Raw genomic sequence first — 15,101 nt, 5'->3', positions numbered from 1 at the left:
CCATGACTGAGGTTTTCTCGCCGCCCAAAAGCGAAGTAGGCACCGCAACTCGCTGCATGGAGTGCGGGTCGACCGCTGTCGGAGCGAGGTTCTGCACACAGTGCGGCGCGCCCCTCGAGCAGGTCGGATCCGTCAATGAACCGCAAACCACGACCACCGAATCACCGAGACAGACGGATTTACCGGCTCCGGCCGGCCCATTTGCCGGGGCGAGGCGCGCGACCGGGTACGTCGAGGACCCCCACACCTCGCATCGCAGCGAGCTCGCAGAACTCAGGGCCCAGGTCACGAGCGCACCCGACCTCGCCGAGCTTGAGTCACCGATCGACAACGAAGGGGCCGACGCTCCTCGAGAGCCAGTCATCGGACACGTTGCAAGCTCTGCCGTCGAGGCCAACCTCGATGGATCGGCGCGAACGCCTTCGCGCCTCGAGCTGCCGCTCGAGGACCTGAGCATCACCGCGCCCGCCGACAGCCCGGCCCTCGCAACCCGTGGCCTCCGTGGTGTCCTCGCGCGGGTCGGCATCCGGGTCGCCCCCAGCGCGACCGAACAGGCTGCGCTCGACCTCGCCGCCTTGCAGCTGGAGCACGAACGGATCATCCGGCAAGCCACCTGGACTCGCGCGGTCGGCGTCCTGGTTGCGAACCGCAAGGGCGGAGTCGGCAAGACACCCGTCTCCTTGCTCCTCGGCGGTGTCCTCGCCGCAGTCCGAGGCGGTTCCGTCGCGATCGTCGAAGTCTCCGACGACCCGGGCGCGCTCGCCTTCCGAGCCGAAGGCAACCCGCAACGCGGGATCGGTGAGCTCGTCCGCGACGTCGGGACAATCCGCACCGCCGGGCAGCTCGCGGGCTACACCGCACCACAGACCTCGTTCGCATCCGTGATCGGATCCGCCGGCCGACGCCCACGCCTTGCTGGCGAGGACGTCACCCGAGTCGCCAACGTGGTGGACCACTACCACGCCATCCGGATTATGGACTCCGGCAACCAACCCAGCTCCTCAGCCTTCCAAGGCGCCATCCAGACAGCCGATGCTCTGGTCATCCCGGTCCTGAACGCCGGCGACGCGGTGCTCGAAGCCGTCGCACTCCTCGACGAACTCCACACAGACGGGGGCAAGGCGGCCGACCTCGCATCGAACGCGATCATCGTGCGGCTCACGGACGGCCGACCCGAGCATCCGCAGGTCGTCGACCGTATCAACCAGATCATCGACACCACGGAAGTGCGTGCCGTGTTCGACGTCCCGTACGACTCGCACATCGCCGAACGCGGACAACTCACCCTCGACCGACTCGACCCGTCCACCCGACGAGCGTTCACCGCCATCGCGGCGAATGTCGTCTCCCACCTGCAGCACAGCATCCGGTAACCACGAGAAGGAGCCCCACGATGGAGAACCCACTGGACGGGATCCTCCCGGACTTCAACGTCTTCGGTACTGAGTTCACCGAACTCTGGCAGAAGCTCATCGCCGGCCTCTGGGGCCTCGGCATCATCCTCGCCGTCGTCTTCCTCATCATCGGCATCGTCAAGATGGCCAGCGCCTCAACCGGCGGCAACCCCAACGAATACAAGACCGCCCGCAACCAAGCCATGTGGGCCGGCATCTCCCTCGGCGTGCTCGCCGCCCTCGCCGTCATCGTCGGCGCCATCCTCGCCATCTTCGGATAGGAACACCATGCGCACCGAAGCCCGACCGCCCCGACGGAAATGGCCATGGATCGTTGGCGGTGTCATCGTCGTGGCAGCGCTCATCGTGGCTGGCGTCTGGTTCAGGGCCTCGACGAGCAATCCGCCTACGGTGCCCACAGCAGCCCCGAACACACCGAACGCCGAAACCCCCCTCGATCCCGACCCCACCGGATGCCTCGGCGGCGACGCCCGCGACGCCGCCATGGTGCTCGCAGCGCAGAAGGCTGCACCGCACACCAGCAACGGCGCCGTCGAGTTCGCGACAGCTCTGATGCGCTGGATGCACCAATACCCGGTGCCGCCAGCTGAGGACATTTCCGCGGTCGACGCGTCGCTTGTCGCGTCGGGCTCGCCATACGACCTCACCAGCGCGTACGCGAGCAATCCGAACACTTCCGGCGCGCTCGTGCCGGACGGGACACCGTTCTTTCTCTCGACCATTCCGGGAGTCTGGAACCTAGAGAGCTACGCCGATGACACAGCCACCGTCACGGTTGGCACCGGCATCGTCATCAACGGCGAGCTGCATCCGACGTTCCGAATGGCCAAGACGTTCACCCTCGACTGGGAGGACGAGCACTGGACATTTGACCAGGCGAGCCTCGATCGCACTACTGAGGAACTCTTCTCGATCGGGACGCCGTACACAGAGGGCTGCTGATGACTTCGCAGGAGCCATGCACCGACCCGCTATGCGTGATCAACGGCATCGGCGAGCAGATCGGCGGAGCCGTCAACTATTGGCAGGATCCGTTTGGCAACACGTTCAAGGCGTTGAAGGACGCGGCGGCGGGTCTGGCGAAGGATGTGCTGCCGGCTCTGACTGAGGCGGCGTTGCCGGATCTCACTGCGGATTGGTTCTTGAGCGCGTACGCGATTGCGTTCGCGACGGCGATTCTGGCGGCGATCGTGCTGCTGGTTCCACAGGTGCTGCGGACGGCGCGCGGCACGATGGCCGGCCGGGACCTGTTGGAGTCGATCGGCATCTACTTCCCGCTGTTCCTGGCCGGTGCGATGTTCGGCCCGATGCTCGGGTACCTTCTCGTGGAGTTCTTCCACGCCCTCTCGAACGTGTTCATCGAGTGGGGCGTCGCGGGATCGTATAACCAGGTCATCGGGCAGATGGTCTCGTTGATCGACACGACCGATCCAGCGACGCTCACCGGCGGGGTGTTCATCGCGTGCGTGCTCATGCTGCTGATGGTCGTCGGCCTGTTCCTGGTCGTGCTCATGCTGATCGTGCAGCTGGTCACGCTCTACTTCACGGGTGTGCTGATCCCGCTCGGCATCGTTTGGATCATCGACCCGACCAAGCGCAGCTTCGGACTCCGTCTCGTGCAGGTCTGGCTCGGGATTCTCGCGGCGCATCCGCTGCTGTTCTTCCTGCTCGGGTTCGCGTTCAACATGATGGCCGGCAGCATCGTGACGCTCGGCGACAACCCGTTGCTGCAGACCCTCGTGACGTTCCTGGTCGCGATCATCGCCCTGTTCATGGCGGCGCTCTCGCCGGTGCTGCTGCTCAAGTTCGCGCCCGTCATCCCGACCGGCATGGGCGGAACGAACGGTCCCGCCCTGGCTGGCATCCCGATCGGTTCCAGCAACATGACCGACGCCGGCAACCGGTACGGCCAGAGCCGCGAGAGCGGGTCGAACCGATCGAGCAGTTCTCTGGCGAGCACGAGCGACGCGGAGTCCTCGACCGCGCAGAGCTCCGGACTCGGGGGACTTTCCGACGTTGCCGCGTCACGCGCCGCCGATGGGGTGGCCGGCGAAGCGCGCGCGGCCGGCCCTATGGGCGGTGAGGCGGCCGCGAGTGCCGGGGGAGCAGCCGGTGCCGCTGGCACCGAAGCGCTGGTCGCGGCGGGCACGGCCGAGTCCGCGACGGGCGCTGGAGCCGCGATCGGCGTTCCGACGCTGGTCGCGGCGGCTGCGGTCGGCACGGCGGAGAAGGCACGGCAGGTCGGCGAGGCGGCCGCGAATCAGGCGGTCGCCGCGATGGATGACCAGGGCTCGAACGTCGGGGGAGAACGGCCATGAGCCAGACGCAGTCCCGCGCGATCGTGCGCCACCTGGGCGGGGAGTCCGGGCACCGGTCGTTCTTCGGCGGCACCCACTCGAAGACGCGCATCGCGCTGATCATCGGGTTCGTCGTCGCCGGCATGGTCGTGACGATCCTCGTCGGTTGGCCGGGACTATTGCTCGGGCTGGGTGGTGTCGGGGTCACGATGCTCGTCACGACCAGGACGCACCGTGGCACGATCGTGGAGCGCAGCCGCCGCCGACGTCGCTGGAAGGCCCGGGTGGTATCCGGCACCGAGGCGTTCGAGCCGTATGACGTCGCGGCCTGGGATCAGGCCGAGCAAGCCGTCCGGATGGCCAAGGGCCGGACTGAGAAATGGGAAGCGCAGCGCACCCTCATCACGATGCGAGCGAACCCGGACGGGGCCGACGGGATGGGGTGGCTCGAGTACGGCCGCGGCGTGCCCGGGATCCAGTGGCACGCGCCAATCGGTGAGCGCGCCTACCTGGCTGTCACGTTCTCCGTGACCGGCCAGCTGCGCGGGATCGAGTCGACGTCCGTCATGACCCGGGCAGCCGAGGCATGGGGCGCGTTCCTGGCCTCGCGAGCGGTCCCGTCCGTGCTCGTCGAGGACGTACAGACGACCACGAGGGTACTGCCGGCCGATACCGCGCTGCAGGAGTTCTGGGTCCTCAACAGCCTCGACTCCGACGCGCCAGCCGACGCCGTCAGGTCGTACGAGGAAGTGCTTCGCCGCACCGGCGAAGGCGCGATGGTGCAACGCCATTTCATCACGGTCAAATGGCCGCTGACCACGGCGTTCTACGACACGGCACGCAAGTACAGCGAAGGCCGCGACGGCTGGCGCGGCCTGATGCGCGAGGAGATCGGCTCCGCTCACCGCGGGCTTACCGAGGCCCGCATGGGCCAGGTCGATGTGCTCTCCGCACGCCAGGTCACCGCAGTGATGCTGCATCAGCAGAACCCGTCACGGCCGATTGACTACGTGGCGGACGTCCATCCGTCTCGTCTCGGCGTGCGCTCGCACGACGAGTTCTCCGCGCACGTCGTAGCGGGCGTTGACCCGCTCACCGGGGAGTCCGTGGAGTGGTGGCACCGCACCGCGAAGATCACCGTCGAAGCGCTCGCGACCGCCCCACGCACGCAACTGTGGGCATTGGATCTTCTCATCGGCCGCGACATCCAATTCATCCGGTCCGTCAGCTTCCACATCCACCTGGTCCCGGCCGGCGAGGCGAAGGCCGCGGCGCAGCGCGATCTCGTCCGCGACCAGGCCGAGGCGATCTCCAAAAGCGAGGCCGGCTCCGTCGACCTCGACGAGACCGGCACCGCCATGAGCGCATCCAAGCGCCGACGAATGGACCTCCGCGCCGGGACCGGCCACCACGGCGCGGCCTGGGTCGGCTACGTGACGATCTCAACCCGTTCGCGCGACGAGCTCGCGCGAGCATCCCGCCAGCTCGAGGAAACCTGCGCCACCGGCCTCGGCATCGAATACCTCGACTGGCAGGACTCATACCAAGCCGCAGCATCCGGCACCACCTGGCCGATCGGCCGGGGCATCACCGCCCGCGACTCGTCCTTCTCGGCGCGGGTCTACCGCGCGCTAGCGGGCAAATCGGAGAAGGAGGCCATCTCATGAGCGACCACAAGGCGGCCAGCAAGGGCATCCGGGCCCTGCCCGGCCTCCGCGCATTCGCGCCACCCATTGAGATGCCAGCCGAAGGCCGCGCCACGAGCACCAGCGAGATCGTGCCGTGGAACCTCCCCGGCACGCCGCTGCGTACCAACGCATCCAAGGCCTTCCGCGGGTACTACGCGCCCGCCGGCGTCGGAGCGCCGACCACGACCCGGCAGGCTGAGATCCTGAACACCGCACTGATCGGCCCGCCCACCGGCACCAAGGGCGTCGTCAACGGTCGCGACGTGCTCTCCCGCACATCCATCTCGCACGACCCCGTCACGGCGTACAACTCGACCCCCCGCGAAGTCTCCAGCCCGAACACAGTAGTCATGGGCGACGTCGGCGCCGGAAAGTCCTCGTTCGTGAAAACCGTGTGCGTACTCCGGCCGCTGCTGCTGCAGAACCGACGCGCAGTCATCTTCGACAAGAAGGACCAAGCCGGCGAAGGCGAATACTCCAACGTCGTCCGCCGCTACGGGTACGAACCCATCCGGTTCACCGCAGACGGCACCGGCACCCGGCTCAACCTCATGGACCCGATAATCGCCCAAGGCACCGGCGTGAAGGGCCAAGCGCGACTGCTCAACATCATCACCCGGCTCGCCCGCGGCGACCAACACCTCAACGAATGGGAAGAAGAAGCCCTCCGCGCCGCGCTCCTCACCACACTCGGCCGGTTCGAGGGCGGCCGCACCCCCGTTCTGGCCGACGTGCTGCCAAACCTCGGCGTCGTCGATCCCGACCGGTACGAGGGGCTGTCGCCCGACGCCCGCGACAAGCTGCACCAAGCCGGCCTCTCCGTGCGATGGACCCTGAACGGACTGCTCGACGAGTACGCCGGTCTCCTCGACGGCGAGACGTCATCACAGGTCGACCTGACCGGCAAGCTCACCAGCTTCGACATCTCCCAGCTGCCCGACGACGGCCCAGCAGTCCCAGTCGTGATGGCGATCGGCAACATGTGGATGCTCGGCCGGCTGCGCAACGAACGCGGCTGGGCCACCACCGTCGTCTACGAAGAGGGCTGGCACATGATCGGTGGACCTAGCGCCCAGCTCATCAAGTCCAACCAGAAACTCTCCCGCGGCCTCGGCATCAGCAACGTGTTCGTCATGCACAAAGGCACCGACATCCCCCGGGACTCTCCCGGGATCACGATCATCCAAGAGGCGCAGAGCATCTACACATTCCGGCAAGGCCGACCCGAAGACGCCCTCTGGTGCCAGGTAACGTTCGGGTTCGCCCCCGAGACGGCACAGACCATCGAACGGCTCCGCGACGGGCACTACATCTTCAAGTACGGATCCCACCCCGAAACGCACGTGCAGCACATCCGGTCCCAGTGGGAAATCGACGTCACCAACACCGATGAAGCGTTGGCCGTCGCCGCAGGTCGCGAGTAGACGGCATGGGAGCGGGCAAGACCGCAATCGCCGCCGCCGTGGCATTCCTGCTCACCCTCGGCGGAACGGTCGCGATCAGTTCGGCGTCCGCCAGCTGCGGCAGTGGCGGCATCAACTTCGTCACAGTCAGCACGAGCGCGCCCATCGCCGGCTACTCCGGCGACCAGCTCGTGATCGCTGGCACGATCATCAACGTCGCCGCCGAACTTCAGCTCGACAGTCGCGCTGCGACCATCGCGGTCATGACCGGCATGGGCGAGTCGAGCCTGCGAAACCTCACCCACGGCGATGCCGTCGACAACACCACCCTCGGCGTGTTCCAGCAGGACGCGAGCTACGGCCCGCCGAGCAACAGGCTGGACCCCAAGAAGGCCGCCGTCGCCTTCCTAACCAGGCTGGTGCAGGTCCCCGGCTGGGCGACCATGCCACCCTCGCGCGCCGCGCACGAGGTGCAGATCAACCAAGACCCAGACCACTACACGAAGTTCTACCCCGCCGCGGTCGAGGTCGTCAGCACGCTCACCAGCTCCGCGGGCGGTAGCTCATGCAGCGTCGGCAGCGACGCTCGGGCGCTCGCCCAAGAACTCGATGCGGCTACCGCCAGCGGACAACTTCGCGTGCTCGAACCGCGCTATCTCTCCCAGATCCAGGCTGTCGCGGCTGGCCAGCATGCGCCTGAGTGCGGTATCGACCTCGGCATCCTCCAGATCATGGTGCTCGCCGTGCGAACCTTCGAGACCGTCGGCGTCAGCGACATCAACCGAAAATGCACCGGCTCACTCCTTGGCGCCGGCACATCCTCTTCGCACTGGATCGAGGGCGGCGGAAAGGCCGTCGACTTCTATGCACTCGAGGGACGCACCCTCAGTGGAACAGACCCACAATCGATCCGGCTCATCTCAATGCTCGATTCGGTCATGCCCGCCGGCGCACGCGTCGGACAGGTTCAATGCCGCGCCGACGCAGGCATCACCCTCGCCCTCCGCAACTTCCGCGAATTCGAGGACACCTGCAACCACCTGCACATCGATCTCGCGTACGCGGGCCAGCCGCTAAACGTCGGCTAACGGTCACCCATGCGCAACCCACCCGCGCAAGACGAAGCACGAGACGCTGACATCTGAGTGATTCCGACCGGCGTGCTTCGGGCGGCAGCGGCACCATTAACGAGCAGCTGGCCGGCGGGTGTACGTGATTCCCGGGCCGGCAAGTTCCGACGCGACTTATCTAGAGTGCTATCGGGCTGAATCAGCCCAGGAACACATGCTGACGGTGCCATTGGAAGTAGCTCGCGCTTTCTGAGTACCCCTCCACTTCCCGCCCTCGGACCATGTGAATTCGCCGCCCGATCGCGCTGTTCAGATCAACTGTCCCTGTCCCGACCACCGTTCCGTTCTCCACGCTCAGGTATCCGTCTTCGAAGAGCGCGTCGCACCCGAAGATGCAGGCGAGCATCGCGATCCTCTGCAAGTCTCGAGCTTCGTTATCGGTGGCGGCCGACCGCTTCTTGATGTGCGACGCCCAGAGAAAACGGGCCGGATACGTCTCGCCACAGAGCGCGCAAGGGGCTTCATCACGCCCGCGAAGAAGGGTTGAACGAAGACGCTGCTGTTCGCGTCGTTGTCGCGCGGCGACCGGGCGATCCAAGGTCCCCTGGAACGGGCCGAGCTCGACGTCGCGAGAAGACGAAGGTCCGAGGTCGATGGGACCTGCGTCGAGCGAATCCGTGATCACGATTCGCGTCGGCGACGTGCCCTCGGCTCGCGCACCGGGCAGTTGCAGCAACAATGCTCCGATAAACGCGCTCCGATACCCAAGGACGTCCACCGTGACGTCGATAACTCCCTCCCGTCTAAGCAGGTCCATGGCTGCGACGACATCACTGATCGGGACCGTTTGACCGCTCGGCGTTCGGCTCGTGGCCACGATCACTTGATCAGAGTCGACGGCGAGAATCGTATTCGCCCGCGAGCCAGAAGGCGTAGGGATCTCGATGCCGATCAGCTCGCGAAGAAGGCCACCCACCGCAGTAGGCGACACCTCTAACGCTGTCGAGGGACGGGAGAGCACGGACGCGAGCACGGCTTGATCGTTGGGGCCGAACCCGGGTACCGCAACGACGAGCCTGATCCGCTTCGTTCGATTCCCTTCGCCGCTTGCGTTCGGTGCACGATCGACTGCAGCGGCGGACTTGCCCAAGAGCACACGGACCTGATTCAGGTCGGTGAGCCTATCCAGGCTGAGTGGCCCGTCGATGATCCGGCGATCGAAATCGGACAGCCTTCGGGCTGACGCTGAATCCACGAGCGCATCGACGAGTTCAGCCCGGAGACCCGCGAGCCGAGCGAGCAAGAGGTCCAGAGCGACGTTGTACTCAGGATTGCGGGCTGCCGAGCCCTTTGATGCTCCGCCCCGACTCTCGAGGGTCACAGCGAACTGGTTGCCGTCGGCCTCCACAATGAACCTTGCGTCGACGGCGACACCGTCGTCTGAGTAGGGGCGCACGACCTCAGGATGGCATGTCGGCTGGCCTCATACGGCTAGTGCCCACTCCTGGAACGTCGAGCCTGAGCGGGAACGCGCTCTTCGACCCGCGTGGATAACCTGTGCGTCTAACGCAGAATCGCGCCCGCGTCCCACACCCGACGATCTGCTCGCCGGTCAAGTCCACGGCTATCTCGGAGTGCTCACGACTCCCCTCAGCGCCTAAGTCGTCCCCCGACACTCCGGACTGTACAGCGGAAAAGCGTTCACCCCGATTGAACATCGACTTCGACGGAGTCGTGAGCACGACCATCGTCGGGGTTGAGTCGCACACTACGATCCTCTGCTTGGCAGGCGTCGCCGGCGTTTGCGACTCCCGATCGCTTGTCGGTGGTCGTCGCTACGCTCGGGCCGTGCAAATGGGGAACCTCGCCGAGTGGATTGGCGCTATCGGAACCGTCGGCGCCCTGGTCCTTGGCTTGGCGTTGCTAGGGCGCGAGCTAGCGATTTCCCGGCGCAAGGGTGCTGATGACTTCATCACGTGGGTGACACGCGACGAGGTGTTGATTCCTGGCGCCGGGATCAAGCAGATCACCGTCGTGCACGCTTCAAACACGGGGGCTCGGCCCGTAAAGACGCCGCTGATCGCATATGCGGATATCCGCGGGGGCTTTTCGACACAGGTGCTAAGTCCGAACGGAATGAGCGGCGTACTCACGCCGGGCACTGAAGTTGCTATCACGGTGAAGGAAAGCCGCCAGACGAAGCTCCCGATCTACGTGTTCCTCCAGGACTCCTCCGGCCGACAGTGGCTCCGCTATGCCGATGAACACCGCTACCCGAATTGGTTTGTGAGCTCGTTGCTCTACGTGATGCTGATCTTCTTCGAGCGCCCCGACGGGGCCACAGCAAGGAAGGTGCGCGCCCGCGAGCGCGCAGCAGCGAGTCCGCTCCGAATCAGCCGTCCGGACCCGTGGCGTACCGCGCCGGCAAACGACCAGCGGGATCTATAGCTGCGCCGTGACCAAGCGGAAGCGTGACCGACCGGACCCCCAACGGCAGCCCTATGAGTTGGCAGCAGAAGTGATGAGCGCCGCGGGGTAGGAGCCTAGGGGACATCATCTTGTGCCTGCCCAGGTCTTACCTCGAGCGGTGGGCGACAAGCGATCTCATCCGCACCTCCGCCGGCTCGATCGTCGCGACCCAACTCGGTTCGGAACCGACGTTACGAATTGCTTCGGCCCGAATTGGAGAACGCACCGCTCGGTCGCTCGGTCGCCAAAGTGGAGGATTCCACGTGGTTAGGCTGGTGACGTCTCGTACCCGCTGGATCAGGACGGCTCTGGGATACTCAGATGTGACCAAGAAGACCGGGTTCAATTTCGGCAAGCTAACGGCTGGGGCGGCCATCCGCGCCATTACTGAACCGACGGCACTCTTCGATGCGCTGCCGAATAAGGAAGCCGGCTACGGCTACCTCCGGGCCGTGCAAGGGGCCGTTCTCGACGCTTGGTACCCGCGCCGCGTCGAGACCGATCTTGTTATCAAGACCAATACCGGAGGCGGCAAGACGATCGTCGGCCTCCTGATGCTGCAGTCCTCCCTGCACGAGGGCGCAGGCCCCGCTCTCTACGTCGCTCCCGACCCTCACCTCGCAGAGCGCGTGGAGGAAGAGGCGAACGCTCTCGGGCTCGCGGTGGTGACCGACCCCGAGAGCTACAAGTTCACCAGCGGCGAAGCCATCTGCGTCACGACGATGCAGATACTGATGAACGCTAAGACGAGGTTCGGTATCGAGGGGTCGGCCACTCGACAGCCAATCCCCGTCGGCACCGTGGTCATCGACGATGCCCACGCCGCTCTCGCCATCGCCGAGGATGCCTCGCGCCTCGCCATCCCCTCCAGCCACCAGACGTATAAGCCCCTGCTGGATCTGTTCGAGGACGATCTGAAGGCACAGGGCCTCAACGCCTATATGGACATCCGCGAAGGCGACAGGAGCGCCGTGCTCCGCGTTCCCTACTGGGCGTGGATCGAACGTCAGGAGCAGGTCCTGACGCTGCTGCGGCCGCATCGGGCGTCCGCTGAGTTCGAGTGGGCGTGGCCCGTCATGTCAAATCTGCTGGCTATTTGCGAGGTCACCGTCTCCGCGGAGGAGATCGAGATCATGCCCCCTTGCCCGCCTGTCGAGAAGTTTCCCTCACTCGCCGAGGCAAAGCGGCGTATCTACATGACCGCGACGCTCGCAGACGACAGCCTCCTCGTGACGCATTTCGATGCTAACCCGGAGAGCGTTGCCGACTCGATCGTTCCCGACACGGCGTCCGACCTTGGCGACAGGCTTGTGCTCGCCCCGCAGGAACTCAACGCGAGCATCAAATTGGGAGAGGTCCGGGAGCTTGCAGCATCCATTTCCGCGGACCACAACGTCGTCGTCCTTGTACCGAGCTGGCGCATCGCCAACCAGTGGGACCAGTACGCCGTCAAGACTGTCAGTAAGCCCGATCACATCAGCGCCGCAGTCGCTGAACTTCGGAAGAAGCACATCGGGCTCGTGGTGATCGTCGGTCGCTACGACGGGATCGATCTTCCCGATGACGCCTGCAGGCTTCTCGTCATCGACAGCCTCCCATTCGCTTACACGGGCTCGGAGCGACGCGAGGCGATCGCGCTGCGAGACAGCGAGGCGATGGTCGCGCGTCAGCTTCAACGCCTCGAGCAGGGGATAGGGCGCGGAGTCCGAAGCCGGGACGATCGCTGCGCAGTAATCCTTATCGGAGCGAGGTTGACGCAGCTAGTCGCTCGCGCCGACGTCTCGGACCGCCTCTCACCGGCGACTCGCGCTCAGATGAAGCTTTCCCGTACGGTCGCATCCGACCTCGATGGCGCCTCGGTGGAGGACATCGAAGGAGTAATCAGGCAGGTCATCGGCGGCGACGCCGACTTTCGGACGCTCTCGCGGGAAGCGCTGCTCGGGGTCAAGTACGACCCCGGAGTGGTTTCGGACGTCTCTCGGCACCTGCGCGCAGCCTACAACGCGGCGCGTGTCGGACGATACGAGGATGCCGCCGAGCATGCGGGCGATGCAGTAGATGCCGCCCTCGAATTGGGTGACATACGGCTCGCCGGATGGGTGGGGGAGGTCCATGCCGCCTATCTCGGTCATGTGGACGGCGTTGCTGCTCAGCGGGTGCTGGATCAGGCGTCGCGGAACAATCCGGCAGTTCTAACCCCGCTCGCCGGAGTCGCTTACGAGCGCATCGGGCAGAACTCGGACCAAGCCCAAGAGGCGCGGTCATTCCTCGCCGGAACGTACGTGAGTGGGGACGCGCTCGTGGTCGGAGTCGACGCGATGATTGCCGACCTCGCATGGGATCCGATTCGCACCGACGAGGCAGAGGACGCACTCGCTTCCCTGGGCAGGCACCTGGGTTTCCTAGCCCAGCAGCCTGAGCGTGACTTTAAGATCGGCAGCGACGTCATGTGGTCGATCGGCAACCACGAGTACGCCGTGATCGAAGCGAAGACCGGCGCCACGTCTCAGGTGATTTGGAAGAAGGACATCAACCAGCTCGCCGGTTCGGTCAACTGGTGTCAGGGTGAGTACGGTGCGGACGCGAAGGTCGTTCCTCTCGCCGTCCACCCCAGTCACGTCGTTGAACGTGCTGGCACGCCCCCGCCAGGATGCCGCTCCATCAATCGGGCCGACATGAAAGAGCTCAAGAAGGCGCTTAAGAGATTCGCGCGTGCCCTCGCTCATGACGACGCCTTCAAGGATGCGCATGCGGTGGGAGCGCAGCTCACTGCACTAGGACTCACTCGTGACAAGTTCTTCGACACCTTTACTCGGCGAACAAAGCGGGAGCCGCGCGAGAATTCGTAGGAGGCTCTCCAGCATTCCCTAGGCGACTATCAGTCCAGGTGTCCCTCCTCCGCGATGGCTCCGGAGGCGGCGTTGTGGTCGCGCATCGTAGGTGACCAACGATGATTGGTGGACAGCGCCCACCCGGGCTCGCTGTCAGATATCTCAGATTGTTCTCCCGAACGATCCCGAAGCTGATGAGTAGGGCGAGACACCCGAAGGAGGCTTCGCCATAGCGGGTACTCTGGGGCGGTGTACGAGTCTTGGGCCTCCAGCGCGGCAGCGCGCAGGACGATGCAAGGAAACCGCGGCCGCGACACCAAGGCCGAGATCTTGGTGCGCCGGCTCGTCCACGCCCAGGGACTTCGGTACCGGGTCAACGCCCGACCCGAGGCTGATCTGCGCCGCACCGCTGACCTGCTGTTCAGGCGCGCGAGAGTCGCTGTGTTCATTGACGGCTGCTACTGGCACGGCTGCCCGGAGCACTTCACCATGCCTGTCACGAACCTCGAATACTGGAGCACCAAGATCGGACGCAACCAGGCGCGCGACCTGGACACGACATCCCGACTTGAGGGGAGAGGCTGGCTTGTGGTGCGGTTCTGGGAGCACGAGCCGCCGGCTTCCGTCGCGGAGCGGGTGGGCAAGATCGTGCGCGCGCGTGCAGCCGTCAGTGCCTGAGTGCCGGGAGGCTGTCGGTCCAGTCGTCGGTAATGGCTTGGATCGGCGCGAGCCGGTCGGGGTAATCCTTGTGTCGGGCCATGTCCGCGGTGCGGCCGAAGCGGAAGACCCATCGCTCGGTCGCCGAGAATAGGCATGCCGCCACCACATCGAACCCGTCGGTCGCGTAGAAGCGGGATGCGGGGTCGCCCTTGGAGGCGCGGGTCTTCTGCACCTCGACCCTGAACGCACCTCTGGCGGACCTCCTGGGGCTGGCGTTTTTGCACTCGACCCGCAAGAACGTGCCGTCGTCGAGCGTCACATCGAAGTCGTGCATCGCGTCGACGTCGAGCCGTGTCACCGAGGCGATGCCAGGCGCGCCGGTGAGCTGCTGCTCCAGGTGGTACTCGGCCACGCCGCCTTTGACGGCGACGGAGAGCCGGTTGCGGCCTCTGATGATGTCGAGGATCTGCTCGCTGGTCAACGCGAACTGTTCCTCGAGCACATGCCGACGTTGAGGCTCATCGGGGAGGAGACGATCGGCCATTGCAGTCGCGGCGGAGAAGCGCAGCGGAGGGTCCAGTCGTAGCGACGTCGCGCGACGCTCCAGCCTCGCGTAGTCAATGAGCCGCTCGGGAGCGAACGCGACGACTGTCTCAAGGTTGCTGGGGGAGCGGGCTTCGGACCGCTTCGTTCCACCACGATTGACTTTCTCCCAGACATGCCAGCCGCTTCGTTTTGCGTGCTCGATCTCCCTGTCCTTCGCGTAGAAGGAGATCCCCATCGGCAGTGGGTCCCACAGATTCGCGTCGAGCCCGAGGATCACGCCATCAGCGATGTCGATGCCGAGGATCATCGTGACGTCGACGCCGGCGACATCACGGCCTACCGGATGCTCCCGCTGCCAACTTTCCTCGGAGCCGTAACGGAGCTGACCGCGGACCTCGTCGTCCGGCCTGCCATTGGTCTTCACCTTCTTGACTCGGAATGGGTAAACGAGCATCCCGATCCGCTCGTCCGAGTCCAGCTGCACTCCAAGATAGACGGGAGCGCGGCGGTGGTCGCTGGCGTAGAGGACGCGGCCGCCTGACGCCTCGACAGAGTGCATGAGGAATTCACGCAGATCCGACCGGCCCTGTACCCGGTAGACCTCGCCGAAGGCGCGGCCGACAAGCAGCTCGTCCTCCAAAGGCCTCCCTCCAACGCGAGACGTCACACACCGACCTGCGATGGGCATGTCGGAGGCTGGCGACAGACTCGTCTCGACCATA

The 15,101-nt window shown here is 65.4% G+C and carries 12 protein-coding genes; 10 read left to right on the top strand and 2 right to left on the bottom strand.

The features are described 5' to 3' along the window. The first annotated feature begins 2 nt into the window (after positions 1 to 2). The 7 genes from ACWEOH_RS05660 to ACWEOH_RS05630 are packed head-to-tail and all read left to right on the top strand — an operon-like array spanning position 3 to position 7,891. Positions 3 to 1,373: a MinD/ParA family ATP-binding protein gene (locus ACWEOH_RS05660; protein WP_452029009.1), complete on the top strand. Its 1,371-nt coding sequence runs from the start codon at positions 3 to 5 to the stop codon at positions 1,371 to 1,373. Positions 1,374 to 1,393: 20 nt separating this feature from the next. Then, complete coding sequence (locus ACWEOH_RS05655) at positions 1,394 to 1,675, top strand: pilin (RefSeq protein WP_452029007.1); 282 nt, start codon at positions 1,394 to 1,396, stop codon at positions 1,673 to 1,675. Positions 1,676 to 1,682: 7 nt separating this feature from the next. Next, the gene (locus tag ACWEOH_RS05650; RefSeq protein ID WP_452029005.1) at positions 1,683 to 2,357 is read left to right on the top strand and encodes a hypothetical protein; all 675 of its coding nucleotides are present in this window, start codon (positions 1,683 to 1,685) and stop codon (positions 2,355 to 2,357) included. After that, positions 2,357 to 3,733, top strand: a complete 1,377-nt coding sequence (locus tag ACWEOH_RS05645) for a hypothetical protein (RefSeq protein ID WP_452029003.1) — start codon at positions 2,357 to 2,359, stop codon at positions 3,731 to 3,733. The genes ACWEOH_RS05650 and ACWEOH_RS05645 overlap by 1 nt, the downstream gene beginning before the upstream one ends. Continuing rightward, entirely contained in the window at positions 3,730 to 5,379 is a 1,650-nt protein-coding gene (locus ACWEOH_RS05640; protein WP_452029001.1) for an SCO6880 family protein, read from the top strand. Before ACWEOH_RS05645 ends, ACWEOH_RS05640 begins: the two co-directional genes overlap by 4 nt. Continuing rightward, complete coding sequence (locus ACWEOH_RS05635; protein ID WP_452028999.1) at positions 5,376 to 6,824, top strand: ATP/GTP-binding protein; 1,449 nt, start codon at positions 5,376 to 5,378, stop codon at positions 6,822 to 6,824. The genes ACWEOH_RS05640 and ACWEOH_RS05635 overlap by 4 nt, the downstream gene beginning before the upstream one ends. 5 nt (positions 6,825 to 6,829) lie before the next feature. Further along, positions 6,830 to 7,891 carry a hypothetical protein gene (locus ACWEOH_RS05630; RefSeq protein ID WP_452028997.1) on the top strand — a complete coding sequence of 354 codons (1,062 nt, stop codon included), beginning with the start codon at positions 6,830 to 6,832 and terminating at the stop codon, positions 7,889 to 7,891. A gap of 181 nt (positions 7,892 to 8,072) precedes the next feature. On the opposite strand, the gene ACWEOH_RS05625 is transcribed toward ACWEOH_RS05630, so the two are convergent. Then, a complete protein-coding gene (locus ACWEOH_RS05625; RefSeq protein WP_452028995.1) occupies positions 8,073 to 9,329 on the bottom strand; it encodes a hypothetical protein in 1,257 nt (418 codons plus the stop codon). 278 nt (positions 9,330 to 9,607) lie between these two features. Here ACWEOH_RS05625 and ACWEOH_RS05620 point away from each other — a divergent pair, with 278 nt between their 5' ends. From ACWEOH_RS05620 to ACWEOH_RS05610, 3 genes are all read left to right on the top strand, one after another. Then, the gene (locus tag ACWEOH_RS05620; RefSeq protein ID WP_452028993.1) at positions 9,608 to 10,321 is read left to right on the top strand and encodes a hypothetical protein; all 714 of its coding nucleotides are present in this window, start codon (positions 9,608 to 9,610) and stop codon (positions 10,319 to 10,321) included. Positions 10,322 to 10,665: 344 nt separating this feature from the next. Next, positions 10,666 to 13,191 (top strand): helicase C-terminal domain-containing protein, encoded by a 2,526-nt coding sequence (locus tag ACWEOH_RS05615; protein ID WP_452028991.1) that lies wholly within the window; start codon positions 10,666 to 10,668, stop codon positions 13,189 to 13,191. A 231-nt stretch (positions 13,192 to 13,422) separates the two neighbouring features. Further along, a complete protein-coding gene (locus ACWEOH_RS05610) occupies positions 13,423 to 13,851 on the top strand; it encodes a very short patch repair endonuclease (RefSeq protein ID WP_452028990.1) in 429 nt (142 codons plus the stop codon). Here the strand turns inward: ACWEOH_RS05610 and ACWEOH_RS05605 are convergent. Beyond that, positions 13,841 to 15,019: a hypothetical protein gene (locus ACWEOH_RS05605; RefSeq protein WP_452028988.1), complete on the bottom strand. Its 1,179-nt coding sequence runs from the start codon at positions 15,017 to 15,019 to the stop codon at positions 13,841 to 13,843. The genes ACWEOH_RS05610 and ACWEOH_RS05605 overlap by 11 nt on opposite strands. Between the last annotated feature and the right edge of the window lie 82 nt (positions 15,020 to 15,101).

This window comes from Agromyces sp. NPDC004153 (assembly GCF_053603635.1).
The sequence above is the reverse complement of the archived record's forward strand: the minus strand, read 5'-3'. Positions and strand labels throughout refer to the sequence as shown.

Coding starts and splice junctions, on each gene's coding strand:
- ACWEOH_RS05655 (WP_452029007.1), top strand. CDS start 1,394: ATGGAGAACCCACTGGACGGGATCCTCCCGGACTTCAACGTCTTCGGT.
- ACWEOH_RS05650 (WP_452029005.1), top strand. CDS start 1,683: ATGCGCACCGAAGCCCGACCGCCCCGACGGAAATGGCCATGGATCGTT.
- ACWEOH_RS05630 (WP_452028997.1), top strand. CDS start 6,830: ATGGGAGCGGGCAAGACCGCAATCGCCGCCGCCGTGGCATTCCTGCTC.
- ACWEOH_RS05645 (WP_452029003.1), top strand. CDS start 2,357: ATGACTTCGCAGGAGCCATGCACCGACCCGCTATGCGTGATCAACGGC.
- ACWEOH_RS05640 (WP_452029001.1), top strand. CDS start 3,730: ATGAGCCAGACGCAGTCCCGCGCGATCGTGCGCCACCTGGGCGGGGAG.
- ACWEOH_RS05660 (WP_452029009.1), top strand. CDS start 3: ATGACTGAGGTTTTCTCGCCGCCCAAAAGCGAAGTAGGCACCGCAACT.
- ACWEOH_RS05635 (WP_452028999.1), top strand. CDS start 5,376: ATGAGCGACCACAAGGCGGCCAGCAAGGGCATCCGGGCCCTGCCCGGC.